An 18,386-nucleotide genomic window follows, 5' to 3' on the forward strand; every position below is an offset into this window, starting at 1 on the left:
AAAACAAATCATGAAATCAAAACAATATATCCGCCTATTTACCTTAACTACATTTGCGGCAACATTAGTTGCTTGCACCGATCTTGATGTGGATATCAAATCACAGTACACTGAATTTCCAACCACGGATAAAGCGGCTGAGGCCATTTCAGCTGACGTTTATGCCGCATACCGAAGTGCACTGGGCTACAACCATTGGATGACACAAACTTTATCATCAGACGAAGCAGTCAGTCTTGCATTGGGCACAGATTACTATGACGGCGGTAGATTCCGCGAACTTCATGTTCACAACTGGACTCCCGACAACGCCATTCTTCCAGATGTTTGGAATGCCGCCATGTCAGGCATCAATCTATCCAATAATGTATTGGCTATTTTTGGAGATAATGAAAGCGATAAGGCTGCGCCTATGCGCGCCATGAGAGCTTATTTTTACTTTATCCTGATGGATAATTTTGGAGGAGCACCACTGATCACAGGAAAGATTGACCAGATTCCGGATCGCTCCTCAAGAGCCGAAATCGCCAACTTCATCTCCAGCGAATTACTAGCCGTCAGAGATCGTTTACCCAAAGAAGTTTCTCCCGCCACATATGGCAAAGCAACGCGTTATATGGCCGATGCGCTACTCGCTAAACTATACCTCAATTGGTCGGTTTATACCGCTACCGATGTAGCTTCCTACACCCCCAATATGCCCAATGAAAAACTAGCACAAGTCGTTGCAATGTGTGATGATATTATTACTTCAGGTCAATTTAACCTGAGCAGCCACAAGTTCATGGAAAAATTCCGCCCCGACAATGGTCCTCAGGTCAAAGATTTCATCTTTGCCATGCCTTTCGACCGCGAAAAACAGCAAGGCATGACATATGCACGTTTTTGGATACACCGCAGCGGACAAAATCAATTTGCCAAACTGCCACAAAGTGTAGGCGGCACATTTCGGGTATTACCTACTTTCTTAGCCAAATTCAACCTCCAAGGTGACGACAGAAATGCGGCTTACATGGGTGGACTACAGTACTATTGGTCGGACTATGCGCCAGATTTAAATCGTCCGCTATTAATCAAAACTTCTAAAAAAGGCATCGACCAGGACTACACAGGCAGTGATGCAAACGTAACGTTTGACTGGCATATGGAAACAACAAAAGATATCAAACTTCGTCCCGATGGAGGTCCGACCCTCAATGCAGGAAATGATCAAAAAGGCCGATCAATGGGTTACCGATCGGTTAAATTTTACATGGATGTAAATGTGACAGCGGCAAACAATAGAAACCAAAGCAATGATGTACCCATCTTCCGTTATGCCGACATTTTGTTAATGAAAGCCGAAGCCATCCTCCGAGGAGCGGCACCTACAAATGGCGAAACACCGATGTCGCTGATGAATCAGATACGTACTTATGTCAATGCACCTGCTTTAACAGCCCAACCAACGTTAGCAGCGATATTGGACGAACGCGCACGAGAATTCTCAGATGAATCATGGCGAAGAAATGACCTGATCCGTTACGGAAAATTTGAAGAAGACTGGGGATTCAAATCCTTATACAGCGCAGGATTATCCGAACGCTTTCGCCGCATATTTCCGATCCCCAGACCGATCATGGAAGTCAACACAAAATGGAAACAGAATAGCGGATATTAAGCACAGTTGAGTATGAAAAGAAGAGAATTTGTAAAAAGTACATTAGGAACAGCTGTGGCTTCGGGGCTTTCTGCCGGACCTTTAGCGACTTTAGCCATTGGCGCAAATCGAAGAATAGAAAGTGAAGATATCAACAGCCGATCTTCACTAAAGGACGAGTACGAGCTGCATTTTTTAGCGATCGGTGACTGGGGGCGTAATGGTGCCGATCATCAAGTCCAGGTGGCACAGCAGATGGGGAAATGGGCGACCGAGCATCCAAATGATTTTATTATCTCAACAGGTGATAATTTTTACCCATCAGGAGTTGTCAGCGAACACGACCCCTTATGGCATTATTCATTTGAAAATATTTACACCGATTTCGCCTTACAGTGGGACTGGTATCCCATATTGGGCAACCATGATTACAAATCCGATCCCGATGCCCAAGTACGCTATAGCAACATCAGCCGTCGATGGAAGATGCCAGCACGCTATTACAGCAAAACATTTAAAATTAAGGATAACGATGAAGTCCTGATCGCTTTTATAGATACAAATCCCTTAATACCAGAATTCTATCAGAATAGCGAATATGGGCCACATGTCGCGGGGCAGCAACCAGAAAAACAACTGCAGTGGTTAGACCATCTACTTCAATCTTCTAAAGCAAAATGGAAGATCGTCGTTGGTCATCATCCGCTCTATACAGCAGGCCCCCGCACAGAAAATTATGACACATTAGCCGTGAGAAAGGTCTTGAAACCCCTGTTAGAAAAACATCGTATTCCGTTGTATTTGTCTGGACATGAACATTCCATGCAACACTTAAAAGTACAGGACAATTGTTTTCATCAGTTCATCTCCGGAAGCGGATCTGAAGTAACCCCTGTCAAAAAAGGTTTAAGTTATAGCCAGTTTGAAGCTTCAACTTATGGGTTCATGTACTTCGCTCTAAATCAACAACAATTACAGGCGCAGTGCATCGATCACGAAGGAAAGATGATCTACAGTACCATTATACCCTTAACCCCATAGGTATATCAAAATAAAACTCCCGAGGTACTGCATCCCTCGGGAGTTTATCTATGAGCTCACATTTAAATTTCAACATGGACAAGTACTTATCGTATTTAGGTATAGCCACATACGGTATTTATGCAAAATAAACAAAATGCCCTTCCTATTCCGGAAAATCAGGCATCGCTATCCGACGTTGTGTCGGGTTACTCAAAGCCTGCAAGAATGCGAGTACCGCATCTACTTCTGCTTTAGAAAGATTAAGTTTCTTTAATAACGGTGAATGAATCGGTCTTGTCTTTTCATCCACCTGCACCCTACGCTGTATAGGAGCCGGATTACCCAGATTATATAGTTCTACCACATCCCTAAGCGTGGGAAAGTTTCCGTGATGCATCCAAGGTCCGGTCAAACCCACATTACGCAATGAAGGTGTCCGAAATGCCCCAATATCTTTCTGGTCGCCTGTTAAATGGTAATGTCCAAAGTCCTCCTGCTTCGTTCCATATAAAGTCTGCCCATCGTTATGAAACAGATTATCCGAAAATAATGGCGTATTATGGCAATTAATACAACGTGCTTTTGTTCTAAAAAGATGAAGTCCTTCTAACTCCTGATCATTAATTGCATCGGACCGACCCGAAACAAAACGGTCAAACTTAGTAGGATAACTCACGATACTACGCTCGTAAGTTGCTATTGCTTGTTGGATGCGCAATAAATTCACCTGATCATCTCCAAAAGCACTTTTAAAATAAGGACCATACCCCTTGATTATGCGAACATGTGCCACCATCGTATCCAAAGACGTATTCATCTCCACATGATCCTGAACCGGCAACAAAACCTGGTCTTCCAAAGTTTTAGCTCTTCCATCCCACATAAAGCTCTTGTAATAACCCACATTATAGAGCGTCATGGCATTGCGTTTCCCCTCTTTTCGACCATGACCATGCGCCAAACTCTTACCGTCGCCAAAACCGAGCTGCGCATCGTGGCAACTCGCACACGAAAGTTGCTTCGATGCCGATAATCGCGCATCAAAGAACAGGAGTTTCCCAAGTGAGGCCTTTTCTTTACTAAAAGGATTTGACGCCGGATATGCAACAGCTGGCAAAATACCGATATCAACAAATCCCTGCTGAACAGAAGCATCCAAATGCGGTTCAGGCCACTGCCCAACATCACCACTGCTATAGCGGCGACGAAGATCAGCCAGAGGTAAAACGGTATCCACCTGATCCACAAAAGCACTGATCAGCATCGGTAAACAAACTGTTAATGCTATCAAAAACTTATTTCTCTTCATCAAAATCAACGAGCCCCTACTTAAAAACCATAACTTAAACGTACACTTCCTACCTCACGAGTGCGACCCAAAGGAGCCAAATTCACGCGATCCAGCGCACTCCCTAAATCTGCTTTTCGGTACGTATACGTACCGACCAACTTAATGAAATTACCTTTTTTAAGACGCTGCGTAAACCCTAAACGTAGCTTACCTCCCCATACATCTGCCTCATGATAGCGAATATCATGGTAAAACACATACTGGTGAAAAACATTCTCGTTAATCAAAGGAAGCGTCCACGAAGTACCCATGTTTGTTTCGGCAAAAGCAGTCACCCCAAACTCCACCTCTTGATTTCGAGTTGTAGCATAAGTCAACAATGTAGACAAGGCATAGTCCATCCGATCATAATCCAATCGAGTTTCCGTACCGCCGTCATGGCGTACCTCATGGGTATAACCGATATTTGCCTCATAAAATTGCTGCCACTTATTCTTTTTAATCAAATACGAAAGATCTATGGTTTGACGCTCCTTTCTGTACACATAATTCTGTGCATTACCACTTTCAGTGACCCAGTCTTTACCACTATGGTTCAAGCTATTAAAAGAAGCCAGATAGGTTTTGTTATCCCGTTTTAAATTCCACATGAGCTGATAACTCAACTGATCCAGATTAAACTTACTCAATTCATTGATCCGCGAATCATTTCTAAGTGTCTGTCGATAGTGCTGCACCTCCTGTAGGTATCCAATATTTCCGTAAAATTTACCCAGATCACCGTCCCAAGATAAATAACCCTTCGCACCATAACGCTTCATATCATTCTGGTAAAACATATTGCGCTCACTAAGCCAGTCGCTCACTTTCCAACCGTAGCCTCTCACGATGTAGTTCATATACGGCGATTCAACAGCACTTAGCGCATATTGCTCATTACGGTAAGCTATTTCTACCCGTTCTTGACCATAACCATATTTTCCCTCTAGCCCGAGCTCCCATCCTGAGCTAATACGGGCACTGGCTCCAAGACTTCCATTGACCTGAATCGCATCGATTGTGCTCCTAGGGTCGTTGTTACTAAAATGATTGCCGACATGGTAATCCAGCCCACCAAAGACCGAGTATTTACGATCTGCAAAATACTTCTGCCCCCTTGTCTGAATGAAGTAATTGGTTCTCTCATAATGATTATATCCATATGAACCAAAATACCAGGGCGATGCTGGATTTTCCCGCGTTTGATGCGCAAATCTCGTGCTATCTTCCGTACTACGGTTATAAGCAAATCTTCCCCAAAGGCGAATATCTTTGATCGTTACCGCACCCTCCGAATTAAAATTGATATTTTTTATTTTCTGCGCATCCTGAGCGGTGCGATATTCACCACTTACCTGACTATACCCCATTTGAATAAGGCTGTATCGAGGTTCCACAGACTTCTCCAACCACATGGGGTTATCCACGGTATACGCACGTATACGACGTGCTATGGTATCCTGCTCGACAGCATGTTGCGCATATACAGGAAGATAAGTCCCCCAGACACAAAATAACAGTCCTACTATATATAATTTCTTCATTGAATCGTATTATTTGTAATCAAGCCCCTAAACTAGTCTGCAAATCCCTTCGGGTTAGCTTTAATGGACACAAAATCATCCTTAGAATTATTTGAATCCTGCAGCACCCGCCTGCCATTAACCAGCTCTTTTGTTTTCCGAATCACAGCATACGAAGATCGCGCCCCACCGTCAACAGCCGTCCATCCCGCATCATTTTGAGCAGAAAACTTTTTTGGATATTGTGTTGAAGTAGAAGACTGAAGCTCAACAGCATCCAGTATAAGATCAATCGGTACCTGAATATAAGTCCCCGAGGTATTGACACGTCCATCAGCAAAAGGCAATCCATAGCCCTTCCACTTCTTTTCATTCCATACCTTATCTTCACGAAAGATAAACCAGCTCTGTTGCGCTGCCTGATTCATAATCAGATCTAACCCACTACCCCGGCGCAGCACCTCAACATTCGGAACATTCGGATTATCAACATCCGATGCCAATGGTCTTGACGTTCCGATATAAGGAGCATAATAAGCTTCAAAGTCAGCGTTGCTCAGATCTACCGTTAAACTCGGATCCTGAACAGCAATCACTTTGCCATCAGCTCCTTCATAAGGAGCCTTATGATTGGTCGCTGTAGCCGCGATCACCATACTTTCACCAGGTGCAATCGGATAATCCCGACCTTTACCAGGTAATCGCAGGATCGTTTGCGCATAAACGTAATCGGCATTTGCCTTCATGTCTGGAGGCATTTCATAAGATTTACTCCAATCGTATTGTTTACTATTCGCTTGGTAAGCGTACAGCGCATTGTTACTATTTGCTCCATAGGCTTCGGCAATACATAAACTATCGACATATTGAACCTGATTTGAATTGTTAAAGATCTCAATAAATTGATCTCTAAAACTCGCACCCAAGGTCGCATGCGAACCCGCATAATAGATCTGTTTGATCACCAATCCATTTGGATTAGAATTGCCACTTACCAATGACAGATCCCAATGATTTTCAACTTCTCTACCGACCATTATTTCCTTTATTTCGGAACTAAAAGTTACGTCAAAGTCTTCTTTCCGGTTCAACAATTGATTGAATAGATCGACCTTAAAACTGGTCACAGCTTGGATTCTATACGTATTTGGCGCAAGATCCGGAAAGGAAATATGTCCATCCTGCCCAGTCTTAGCACTATAGATCAATTTTCCCTTTAACGAATAGATATTCACCGTGATGGTGTCTACAGGTAATTTTTCTTGATATTCCTGACTTGCATAAGTAACATCTGCCGTGATATCCACCGGCCCATTATTTGGCGTCAGCTCCTTTTGACAGCTGCTGAATGAACCCGTACAGATAAACAGCAATATTAAATATTTTTGTAATTTCATATACTTAAAGTTTAAGTCGTAATTGTGCACCATAACTCGGTTTATCATTCGGAATAACCATCGTATTATCCGATCGTTTATACTGCGGACGATAATTGAAAACATTGTAAACATGAAATGTCAAGATCAAGCGTTTACTTATTTCTTTAGATAAATTGAGGTGAAAATTAGTATATACCCCCGGTTGGTTTTGGTTTCTCACTTCCTCAATAGGGATAAGTAGATGCTTATAGTCGATATTTTTTTCATCAAATTCATTAATCTCACGGTAGACACCATTTTCTGTAAAATAACCCAGCGGGATACCGTCAGTCGCTTGTGTATTGGTTCTATTCAAAATATTAAATTCGGTCGTAAAATTTAATAAGAGCTTAGCCTTTGGAATATGCGTACTCGAAGTAATTGCGGCATTACTTGTCCAAGTAGAACGCTCAAATACAGGATATAGACCTGTCACAGCATAATTTGGGTTATTGGTATTATTGGTGAAATTTCTAAAATTTTGAACCGGTCTATAAATTGATTTTGTGATCCCGCCACGCAGATTAAGCGATGTCTCAATCGCCGTCCATTTTGGTGTGGATAACATGAGTTCAACACCTTGATTTTTTGTGGTTCTACCATTCACAAAAGTATAGCGGGACAAACGATGACGTTTAGTTCCTGAAGTAACATAAGGTACCTCAGCCTCTGGATCAGGATTGTCTACATAATTTGGCAAAATGATCGGTGTATAAGACATTTCGGAGTATACATCCCGATAATTTCGTTTACTATACACATTCACCCCAGCTCTAAATCCGCGGTGCTCATAGGCTACCGAGAACTCCAACTGTTCAGAAAGTGCAGGTTTCAGCTTGCTATTGTCTGGTGTAAATTTATCAACATAGAGCAAATACACACTATTCGCCTCATCTACGGCACCATTATCTTTTACCGCAGTCTTTTGGTATAAGGGGATTTCATAGAAAACGGGACCTGGATATAACTGCGCCAATCCCGGTGCTTTACTTCCCCAACCATAAGCTAAACCAATACGCAAATCGGGTGTAAGCTCATAATTGATATTTGTACGCGGTGAAAAGGTCACATAACCTTCAAAGAGATCCAATCGTGTACCCAACCGCACATTCAGGTTACGGTCCGCTATAGTGGTTCTAAAAACATCTTCAGCATATAGACCGATTTGATTTTGAGCATGTAGCCGTGAAAAATCATAATATCGTTCCGAGCGATTGTCTCCATTTGCAACCGAGGTATTATTTCGCGGACGTGTCGGATCGACGATCTGCCCCCGCCCCTTGTTTTTAGAATAATTATAAGAGGATCCAAAATTAAACTGGTGCAAGATATCGCCCGTATGGAAACTACCATTCAAATCCAATCTGGCTGTAAAATCCACAGGCTTTCCCTCCAGATTGGTCACTGCCGTGTAGATACCAGAAGCATATTGTCCATTGGTGATTCCTACATCAGTTGCATCGGTATATATGATGTAGGTATTATTCATATACTGCTCTTTGTAGGTATTCTGATAGGTCTCACTATAGCGTACATTAAAACCAATATTAGTCAAGAAACTATTGTCAATTCTATAATTGAGACGATTACCTATAGAAAAGTTATAAGCTTTATAGCGCAGTATGGTTGCCGTAGGATCATCCGGATCACGGCGTACATTATCCAGATGACGACCATAATCTGCTGTGAAGGTATTGGTAAAAGCACGGTCCTTTCCAGCGGCAGTACTCCACATCAGATTACTCCCCACACGGTCATACGATTTTAATTTATCGCGGTTATCATTATACGAACGTGTAAAATTACCCCCAAAAGTAAAAGCGCCAAGATTTTTTGTTTTAAACCCTTTTGTCAATCCGTATACCGTGGCATTATCACGAAGTTGCATATTAAAGTTGAAAGGAGTTCCACCCGCTACCCGATTGATAATAACAGCACCATTGGTCATATCCCCATATTTTGCGGAGGAAATACCAGCCACCACTTCCACACTCTCAATGTTGTCCGTCGCAATCTGACGTAAATCTGTTCCTCCAAACGTGTAATCACCGGTATATCGGTCGCCACGATCAGCACTCCCCATCAATCCCGATATTCCACCGCCCACATAAGAATTACCCATTCCGCTAATCCCTGGATTAAGCGTCTGCATATTGGCATTATTAGAAAGTGCTATACCATCCATAATCAAAGCAATACCAAACGAATTATTTAATGAAAAAGGATCTTTTGTCCCCAGAGAATTTGTCCCCATCGAAGCACTGCGCAGATTAGCTTGTTGCACCTGTTGTAAAGAAGGCGCGGCAATCTTCTGTCCAGGGACCAAACTCAACAGATCATTAAGACTGAGCGCTCCTGACTGCTCAATCACTTCGCGGTTTATATACAGCGAAGTATTACTTTCTAAATTCTGATTCGTACGCGGAGTTACTGAAATTTCCTCAAGTCCCACACTTAATAAGGGTAAGGTAACAGTCGATGCAACTGTCTGCTGTTTGTCCAGCGATAGGTTTAAGGTTGTCCCCTGCCTCCCGATCATCGAAAAACGGACTTCGGCAGATTTAAGACGGTGTGCCGGAAACTGGAATCTGAACGAACCATCTTGCTCGGTTAAAAAATATTGGTTTAGTTCTCTAAAGAATACCGAGACCAATGATAACGGTAGTCCTTCCTCATCAGTAACTTTACCCGTTAAAAGACCTACAGAACCGTTATTAATTAAAATATTTCGTCCCGACAACTTCATCTGTAGGTAGGTCTGTTGCTCCAGACTTTGTAAAATCTGAGTCAGAGAACCACTCATCTGTAAAGAAACCTTACGATTCAGATTGACGGTTTTTTCATCATATAGAAAAGTATAGCCCGATTGGTTTTCGATCTGCTCCAAAATAGATTTAAGCGACTGACTTTTACTTTCGACTTTAAGCTGTTGTGCAGTCACTGAAAATCCATGACAGGTCAGTGCGACACCAAGAAATAAAGAACGAACCCAGATTGCGCTGGGCTTATTATTGTTTTTCATATTATTTTTTACGGACAATTAAGGTGTTAGATTCAAGAGAGAAGTGATATGAGGTAGTTAAAGTTAATTTTTCCAGCACCTGTGCCAAGCTTTCATGTGCAATCGATCCAGAAAAATCAAGCTCTATACCTGCATCAGGTTGAAAAACAATACCATATTTACGCGCCAGCTGTGAACCAATTTCCGAATAACCTGCATGCTTAAAGTGTAGAATTCCTTCCATTGTTTCGCGTTCTTTGGCTCGATCAAAAGGTTCTATTGTATAAGTTCCCAAGGCTTTGTTATAAACAAATGCCTGTCCGGGCACAATCACCAGATGCATGCTCTCATTGGAGATTTCGACCTTTCCTGTAAATAAGGCAATCTTCGCTAATTTGTCTTCTTCAAAAGCATGAACATTAAATGAAGTTCCTAGCACTTTCACATCAAATTCACCAGCCTGGATAATAAATGGTTGGTCGGCATTATGTGCAACATCAAAGAAAGCTTCACCTTTTAGTGCAACCTTCCTTTCGCCTTCAGTAAATCTCTGAGGATAATTTAATGTCGAAGTAGGGCCTAATCGTACTTTTGTTCCGTCCATCAACTGCATGTTCATGTACTTACCTGCAGGCACTTTTTGTTCTAAAAATTCCACTGTTGCCATTGGGGATTGCAGCGGAACCTGTCTTTGCTGGTAGAAAAAGATTGAAATACCCAAAACAACCAGACATGCTGCGGCATAGGGCAACCATTTGCGAAACTGAAATAAGCGGTTCACATGCCATTCATCAATCGCTTGAGACAGACGCAATCTTTCCGTTGCAATCTCTTCCTCAGACGGCATAGCCTGGAGCTGTAAAATCAATGTTTTACTTTCTACGATCAAATGTTCATATTGCGGATTTTCTGCAATCCATTTTTGCCAGTAAACGAAATTTTCTGATTCATGATCCAGACAATAGTCAATAAAAGAAGGATCACAGATGAGTTTTTCTATAGTAGGGTTAACCATTGTTTTTCATGCATTTTAAGAGTAGTGCATGAAACCTTCTAATTTTACCTATTTTATTTATAATAATTTAAAATAAAAATCAAAATAGGCGTTAAATTACCTTTCAGGCTCTTTATGGCTTCGTAAATAACATTATATACGGTCCGAACGGCCGCATTTTCCTCGGTTGCAATCTCTTCATAGGACTTGTTCTGAAAAAATTTCAGATCTATGTAGTGGCGCTGTTTTTTGGTGAGCTTGGCCAGCGCGGCATGCAGCAACTGCTCTTTCTCGATGATTTCTTCGACCTTTATTTTTTGATCCTCCACAGATTCTTCAAAAGGTTCATTTAGTATACTCTCCAGCGAAGACTGTTGCGATTTAAGTTGCCGGTATATAATCCTCTTCAACCAAACAAAGACATAGAATTTAGGATCTTTGATTTCCTGCGGTAGGCGTTCATGCTTTTCCCAAAGTTCATAAAATAGAATATGGATCGATTCCTTTACGATTTCTCTATCTTTACCGATAACCATACCATACTGGAACAGAGACCTATAAATAGCATCATAGAAAACAAAGAAACTTTTCTTATCCCCTTTTGTAATATTGACCCAGTGCGTTTTCATTTTCGAGGTCGCTAAGATACTATATTGTTTAGATTAATTCCAAATAAAAAACAACATAGTCCTTCAGCTCAAGTCTTGGATATAATGGATTCATATTTAATTGCAAATCTTATTCCTTTTGACTATCGATATTCACAAACAATCACGCATACGGAAATTCTTAAAAACTACTGCTTTGGGTATAGCCATAAGGATGAATTTACAAAAAGGAACACGCTACCATATATTTGTTTTTTGTAACTTTGAAAAATGGAAAAGACACAATCAATCGAAGATTTTTATAAAACCAAACTCAATTGGGTACCTGACAATATCCGAAAAGAGATTGGCCATTTCAATGTATTCAGGCTTGATGATTTTGTTGGCAGCCATGCTAAACCAGTTCCATACAGCAGAAAAGACTATTATAAAATCAGCTTGATTATTGGTAAAAACAAAATTTATTATGCCGATAAGGAAATCGAGATAAAAAAACAGGCACTATTATTTGCCAATCCCCAGATTCCCTATAATTGGGAGTCTCTCGATGACCAGCAGTCTGGTTTTTTCTGTGTATTTACACCTTCATTTTTTCATCATTTTGGAAATTTAAGAAATTACGAAGTTTTCCAGCCCAATGGAACCCCTATTTTTGAACTTAACGACGAACAAAACGAAAACATAAAACATATTTACCTGAGTATGTTCGAAGAAATCGATTCCGATTATGTGCACAAGTACGATGCATTGCGAAATCTGGTATTTGAAATTTTGCATCAGACCTTAAAAATGCAACCCGCAAAAAAGATTGAAAAGCAGGAGATCAGTGCCTCACACCGTATTGCTATTTTATTTTTAGAATTACTGGAAAGGCAATTTCCCATTGAAGATGCAAGACAAAGAGTTCACTTCCGTTCCGCATCAGATTTTGCAGGTCAATTGGCTGTACATGTCAATCATTTGAGTAGAGCAGTAAAAGAAACCACACATAAAACGCCAACTCAAATCATTGCCGAACGATTGCTCCAAGAGGCTAAAGTTCTTTTAATCCAAACCGATTGGAACGTTTCTGAAATTGCATTTGCATTAGGCTTTACCGAGGTGACCCATTTCAATAATTTTTTCAAAAAACACTTAGCTATTAATCCGACTCAATTTCGAAATGTTAGAATTTCGTAAGGTATTGTTAGCTTTTCGTTATCCCTTCCCTCATCGTCGCCCTACATTTGTGTTATCATAAAAATCAAAACGATGGAAACACAAAAAGTATGGTTAGTAACAGGAGCCTCGAAAGGTTTAGGCTTATCATTAGTAAAAAAATTACTACAAGAGGGATTTCGGGTAATTGCAACATCACGGAACACGCAACCATTAATCAAAGAAATCGGCGCTATATCGAATCTATTCCTTCCGATAGAAGTAAACTTATCCGATAACGAGGATGTAAAAAAAGCAATTGCAACAAGTATCGCACATTTTGGGCAACTGGATGTTGTTGTCAACAATGCGGGCTTTGGACAGATAGGCACCATAGAAGAACTAACGGACGGGGAATCAAGAAGCAGTTTTGACATCAATGTCTTTGGCACCTTGAATATCATTCGAAACGTAATGCCCCATTTACGTCAAAATAAATCGGGACATATTTTCAATATCGCTTCAATAGGTGGTTATTCAGGTGGATTTGCAGGTTGGGGTATTTATTGTGCCACAAAATTTGCTGTTGCAGGTTTAACAGAAAGTTTAGCTGAAGAAGTAAAAGGTTTCGGAATAAAAGCAACGGTTGTCTATCCGGGATATTTTCGCACCGATTTCCTTGCTAAAGGATCGGTCAAAACACCGCAGCATACCATAGCAGATTACGAAGCAGCCCGCCAATCTGAACAAGCACACTTGAATGACATTGATGGCAATCAGCCCAATGATCCCGAAAAAGCGGCCGATGTACTAATCGCGATAAGCAAAACAGAAAATCCACCGGTGCATTTGTTCTTAGGTAGTGATGCCTATGACGTCGTCTACAAAAAAATGGATTTCATCACCCATGATGTTGAACAATGGAAAAGTTATACCCTCTCAACCGCATTGTAGTGATGTTCTAAGGAATGAATGAAACCTTCAAGGATATTTTTCAAAATAATGCAGATATAATAGCAAGATTCTAACCTTCAAGAGTGCTTTGAAAAGAGGCTGATGGATACAATAAACTGTCCCAAAAATGGTTGACACTTTTTGAGATCAGTCCGAATGGTCATCAGTCTTTTTTCTTACGCTACCCCGTTAGCATCTTGTCACATCATCTCCCATTTAATTTTCACGTACCACACTTCGGTTTTTCTCATCTTCAGCAGCATTCACTTTCTTCGTATTTTTAATCGAACCTCCAAAACTATAAGTAAGATTCAGTTTCACCATACGCGTTTCAATATGATTACGCCAGTTCTGCTGTATTGGCCCACTATTTTGTTGGAACTTATTCTTATATGAATTAAAAACATCCATCACATTAAGTTGCACAGAAGCACGTTTCTTTAGAAACTGTTGCCTTACTCCTACTGTTAAATAAGCAAAAGCTTCATTGCTGATGTTTCGTTCCACACTTTTACCTCGATAATTAAAAAGGAATAAAAAAGAGAAGTTTTTATGAAGCAAAAAACTATTATAAGAAGTGGCGGAGATGCTATAACGGCCATCAGTCTGAAGCAAAATACCATCAAACTCTCCTTTAAACGGGCGCTTCGACAAGATCGCATTAGAACTGGTGTACCACCACGGTAATACCTGCTTGCCATACATCGCCTGAAGCGTAAAGTAACCTGCATGATCCGCATTTCCCGGTAATGTTGTGACTACAACATCTTCCACTGGCACAGTTATATTGGTAAAATCATCTACACTGTAACTGTAAGTAACACCTGCGTAAAACGCATTTTTGTACCCGTACCACAAGTCAGCATTATAAGCCAGTACAGGTCGTAATGCAGGATTTCCTTGTTGCAGGTTATTACTGTTAATGATCCGGATCAGTGGATTTAAACTTTCATAACCAGGGCGTTCAATCCTTTTATTGATCCCGAGACTAAGATTATGATTTTTAGTTAGCTTATAGTCAACGTGAACCGACGGAAAAGGATTAAAGTAATTTTTATTAAAGCTGTTCTTTCCAGATTGCTCCTCTCCCTGTCCATACGTATACTCACCCCTGATACCCAGTTGGTATGAAAATTTTTCACCAGTAGCACCATATGTCAAGTAGAGAGCCGAAATGTTTTCCTGATAATCAAATAGATCGTTCTGATGGCTTGCCCCTTCCCGGAAATCATTACTATTGTCGGAAAACACAAAACTCGTTTTCATTCCCATCTCGAACTGACGCCCTTTACCCAAAGGCTGTACATAATCCGTTTTAAAAGCATATACATGAAGGATACGATCTTGAGCAATCACGCTCGGCTGATCATCGAAAGGATCGAAAGAAACTGTTCTATTATTTTGATCATTATAGTTTGCATAGCGATAATAATCCAGATCCATTGTTAGATCCCTTCCCGCAGTATCGATCTGATGTTGCAGACGCAGTCCGGTCGAAAAGTTACCTGCATAAACAGCAACGTCGTTGCTAAACACAGAAAGTGACTTACTTTTAGCAATAACATCCACTTCTTCAATATGCGCTACTCCATCCCGCCACGATGTTTGAAAACCAGGCTTAACAGAGGCAGATAAAGTAGTACGCTTGGATAAATAAAAATCCATTCCCAAGTTGGGTGTGTAGTTGGCAATAGCCCTCGTGCTCTTCATTTTCGATATCGACTCCCCAACAACTGTCCCCGCATCATCTAAAAAATTGGTTGCAATGTCCGTGTTGTAAAAATACTTATTGTAATTATAATCCAGATTCAGCAGCAGATTATAACCTTTTCCTTTATAATTGAGATTGACACCACCATTCGCTTTTCCATAAGTCCCTTTCCCAGCTCCTGCATAAACATTACCATCTAGACCGCCTTTGTAACTACGTTTTCGGATGATGTTGATGATGGCACCATTTCCGGCCGCATCATATTTAGCAGAAGGTTGACTAATCAATTCAACTTTTTCAATTGCTGCCGAAGAAATACCCTTCAGCAGACCAGACAATGCATCTGCCGAAAGTGCGCTCACTTTACCATCAATATAAATCTGAACCGATTTGCCGTTTAGACTAATTAGGTCTGATGCATCAACAGTAACCCCCGGCAACTGATTCATAACCTCCATTAATGGAGCTCCGGAACCAAGACCATTCAGATTGACGATCACTTTATCTGCCCTCCTTTCGATAAAAGGAAGCTTTGCATCAACCGTCACAACACCTAACTGTGTCGGTTCAATTTGGAGTGCAATACTCCCTAGGTTTATACTCGATACCGCAGTAACTTCAAAAGTTACAGTATAAGCTGACCTATAACCCATGCTCTTCACTTCAATCAAATATTTACCAGATGCGATTGCAAAACCAAAATTTCCCAAACTATCTGCCAATACCGTCTTTACCGTGTTTGAATCAAGACTATTTTTTAAACTAACCTGAGCATAAGGTATAAATATATTCTTTTCATTAACAACAGCTCCAAACACATTATTCTTTCTTTCCTGTGCATGAGCAGACATCAAACTGCATAATATTAAGCCTAAATAGCTATAAAATCGAGTGGATTTAAAAATCAGAATGCCGATCATGTTTGGTATAAATTGGTATACCCAAACATACAACTAACAAACTAGTTATACAACTAATTTATTAGTCATCACAACTAATAATGTAATAAATAAATATAAACTACTGATTATCAGGATTAAAATTTATATTCATATGATAAAGAGATCGAACACGAAGACCATTTTGGACTGCTGGTTGCCAGTTCGGACTTAAAGAAATAATACGCAGGGCCTCGCTGTCCACTATAGGACTTAATCCATTTTCAACTTTTTCATGGGTCACTTCACCATTAGCTTCGACAATGAAACTCACTGCTACTTTTCCCCTTTCATTTGAGACCTTTTTTGAATTCTGAATCAAAAAACTACTAAAAGCGTCAACCCCGCCAGGAAAAATAGCAGGCTGCACCCTACTGTCCGAATCCATCGCACTAAAATTTGAAATCTTCCACGAACATAGTACCACAACAAGCGCGGCCATAGGCACAAGCCCAATGTATTTCCATAAGTGTTTAACGCTGGACTTCTTGCACTGAAGCATCCTGATCCGGGCTTCCAGTAAGGAAGGATTATAAAAAGTATTCGTCAGCACCGGTCCAACTTTAAAAGATTTCAGAAAAAGAGTCATTGCATATTGCTTAGTGCTGCCGGCATATTTGACAGCATGTTCATCCGCGAGATATTCATGAACAAACTTAAGACTCTTACGATAACAATATATGAGCGGGTTGAACCAAAAAAATACGGCAATCAATTCGACAAAAATGATATCCAGTGTATGTAACTGTTTAACATGAACCTCTTCATGCGCATTTATTGCGTCAAAATCCGATAGATCTGGATCAATAACTTTAGTTCTCCAGAATGAAAATGCTCTACCGATCTCCTGCGAATGCAATTGATTTTTTATAACAGCAAGTTTTATGACCAGCCATATAGCACTGCAGCTAACGCCAGTCCAGTATAAAACAGAAAACAGGTGAATTTGTATCTCCGAGACAGAAACCAGCTTATCTTTAGCAATAAAAGATAAAGGAATTTCCATCAGCACCATTTGTGGTAAGCCAAAAAGCGCTGAAAGGTTCAGCAATGGGAGCATCATCGCCAAACAAAGTGTTGCTAACAAATAAATTCGATTCCATAAAAAGAAAGTCTCACGTTTGAGCACCAATTGATAAAACATATAAAAAATGGTCATCGCGATACTCGACCAAATGAAGTAGAGCTGGTTTTCCACAGGACTTAGTCTTTAATTTTATCAATCATCTTAAGTAACTGTTCAGCATCCTTTAAGTCAATTTTCTTTTCATTAACAAAAAAGGAGAACATATCCTGAATAGAATTGGAGAAGTAATTGTCCAAAAATTTATCGGCCTCGAAACGCATATACTCCTCTTTTGAAATCAACGGATAATAACGGTGAGTTTTACCAAAAGCTTCGTAAGCCACTGCACCTTTTGTCTCCAAAATACGGATCATCGTAGACACGGTGCTATAAGCAGGTTTTGGTTCAGGCAATTCCTGTATGATTTCTTTAACAAATGCTTTCTCTAATTTCCACAGCACCTGCATCAATTGGTGTTCTACTTTGGTAAATTCTACTATTTCCATTGCTGATTCTTTTATACTCAAATATCAGCTAAATAATTAGTTATCACAACTAAAAGACAACTAATTATCCAGCAGACCGAAATCTCATGACACTATGAGATTTCGATCCGCTTATTTTAATACTGTTTCTGTTTTGTCCAGAAAATTATGAACAGCATCTTTAATATCAATGCCCGATCTTTCTGCCAATACGATTAACCACCATATATTTTCCCCTAGTTTATGTTCCAGCTCAGCTTCCGATCCCACTTTTGGCCAGCGTAGTTGTTGCGACATAATGTCCCGTCCGACCAACCCAGCATCAGTTAAATAAGCTAAAGCATCTTCTTCCACAGTCCATTCGCTGCCATGATGGGTCATCTCCAACTCGTGGTATTTTTTCCTGATAGTTATTGAGCGACGAATTATTTCGTCAAAATTATCTTTTTCCATGCTTATATATGTTTATACTACTGCGTAAAATCGGACATTACATACCGTATTTGGCCATTCTTAAATTTGAAATCAAATATTTCAACGATTCTACATTCGTGGAAAC

The 18,386-nt window shown here is 40.4% G+C and carries 14 protein-coding genes; 4 read left to right on the top strand and 10 right to left on the bottom strand.

Translation table 11 applies throughout. The annotated features are described in order from the left end of the window. Positions 1 to 10: 10 nt before the first annotated feature. Positions 11 to 1,660, top strand: a complete 1,650-nt coding sequence (locus M2265_RS04555; RefSeq protein WP_132767430.1) for a RagB/SusD family nutrient uptake outer membrane protein — start codon at positions 11 to 13, stop codon at positions 1,658 to 1,660. A 12-nt stretch (positions 1,661 to 1,672) separates the two neighbouring features. After that, positions 1,673 to 2,680 carry a purple acid phosphatase family protein gene (locus M2265_RS04560; RefSeq protein ID WP_132767428.1) on the top strand — a complete coding sequence of 336 codons (1,008 nt, stop codon included), beginning with the start codon at positions 1,673 to 1,675 and terminating at the stop codon, positions 2,678 to 2,680. Positions 2,681 to 2,825: 145 nt separating this feature from the next. Here the strand turns inward: M2265_RS04560 and M2265_RS04565 are convergent, their stop codons facing one another. From M2265_RS04565 to M2265_RS04590, 6 genes are read right to left on the bottom strand one after another with little or no spacing between them, the layout of a single operon-like run. Beyond that, positions 2,826 to 3,953 carry a cytochrome-c peroxidase gene (locus M2265_RS04565; protein WP_243655352.1) on the bottom strand — a complete coding sequence of 376 codons (1,128 nt, stop codon included), beginning with the start codon at positions 3,951 to 3,953 and terminating at the stop codon, positions 2,826 to 2,828. 38 nt (positions 3,954 to 3,991) lie between these two features. Beyond that, the gene (locus M2265_RS04570) at positions 3,992 to 5,536 is read right to left on the bottom strand and encodes a DUF6850 family outer membrane beta-barrel protein (RefSeq protein WP_132767426.1); all 1,545 of its coding nucleotides are present in this window, start codon (positions 5,534 to 5,536) and stop codon (positions 3,992 to 3,994) included. Positions 5,537 to 5,568: 32 nt separating this feature from the next. Continuing rightward, positions 5,569 to 6,912: a DUF4876 domain-containing protein gene (locus M2265_RS04575; RefSeq protein WP_165905809.1), complete on the bottom strand. Its 1,344-nt coding sequence runs from the start codon at positions 6,910 to 6,912 to the stop codon at positions 5,569 to 5,571. A gap of 4 nt (positions 6,913 to 6,916) precedes the next feature. Beyond that, positions 6,917 to 9,955, bottom strand: coding sequence for a TonB-dependent receptor (locus M2265_RS04580; protein ID WP_132767422.1), 3,039 nt, complete (start codon positions 9,953 to 9,955; stop codon positions 6,917 to 6,919). A 1-nt stretch (position 9,956) separates the two neighbouring features. Continuing rightward, positions 9,957 to 10,949 (bottom strand): FecR family protein, encoded by a 993-nt coding sequence (locus M2265_RS04585; protein ID WP_132767420.1) that lies wholly within the window; start codon positions 10,947 to 10,949, stop codon positions 9,957 to 9,959. A gap of 53 nt (positions 10,950 to 11,002) precedes the next feature. Next, positions 11,003 to 11,557: an RNA polymerase sigma factor gene (locus tag M2265_RS04590; protein ID WP_132767418.1), complete on the bottom strand. Its 555-nt coding sequence runs from the start codon at positions 11,555 to 11,557 to the stop codon at positions 11,003 to 11,005. A gap of 249 nt (positions 11,558 to 11,806) precedes the next feature. Here M2265_RS04590 and M2265_RS04595 point away from each other — a divergent pair, with 249 nt between their 5' ends. Both M2265_RS04595 and M2265_RS04600 read left to right on the top strand, forming a co-directional pair. Next, complete coding sequence (locus tag M2265_RS04595; protein WP_132767416.1) at positions 11,807 to 12,715, top strand: helix-turn-helix domain-containing protein; 909 nt, start codon at positions 11,807 to 11,809, stop codon at positions 12,713 to 12,715. Positions 12,716 to 12,787: 72 nt separating this feature from the next. Then, positions 12,788 to 13,627 (top strand): SDR family NAD(P)-dependent oxidoreductase, encoded by an 840-nt coding sequence (locus tag M2265_RS04600; RefSeq protein WP_132767414.1) that lies wholly within the window; start codon positions 12,788 to 12,790, stop codon positions 13,625 to 13,627. Between the two features lie 216 nt (positions 13,628 to 13,843). Here the strand turns inward: M2265_RS04600 and M2265_RS04605 are convergent, their stop codons facing one another. The 4 genes from M2265_RS04605 to M2265_RS04620 form a co-directional block, all read right to left on the bottom strand. Continuing rightward, entirely contained in the window at positions 13,844 to 16,189 is a 2,346-nt protein-coding gene (locus tag M2265_RS04605; protein ID WP_165905808.1) for an outer membrane beta-barrel family protein, read from the bottom strand. A 169-nt stretch (positions 16,190 to 16,358) separates the two neighbouring features. Then, positions 16,359 to 17,474 carry a M56 family metallopeptidase gene (locus M2265_RS04610; RefSeq protein WP_132767410.1) on the bottom strand — a complete coding sequence of 372 codons (1,116 nt, stop codon included), beginning with the start codon at positions 17,472 to 17,474 and terminating at the stop codon, positions 16,359 to 16,361. Between the two features lie 5 nt (positions 17,475 to 17,479). Further along, the gene (locus M2265_RS04615) at positions 17,480 to 17,848 is read right to left on the bottom strand and encodes a BlaI/MecI/CopY family transcriptional regulator (RefSeq protein ID WP_021192059.1); all 369 of its coding nucleotides are present in this window, start codon (positions 17,846 to 17,848) and stop codon (positions 17,480 to 17,482) included. A 111-nt stretch (positions 17,849 to 17,959) separates the two neighbouring features. Then, positions 17,960 to 18,280 carry a MazG-like protein gene (locus M2265_RS04620; protein WP_021192058.1) on the bottom strand — a complete coding sequence of 107 codons (321 nt, stop codon included), beginning with the start codon at positions 18,278 to 18,280 and terminating at the stop codon, positions 17,960 to 17,962. Between the last annotated feature and the right edge of the window lie 106 nt (positions 18,281 to 18,386).

The organism is Sphingobacterium kitahiroshimense, assembly GCF_025961315.1.
Taxonomy (GTDB): Bacteria; Bacteroidota; Bacteroidia; order Sphingobacteriales; family Sphingobacteriaceae; genus Sphingobacterium; species Sphingobacterium anhuiense.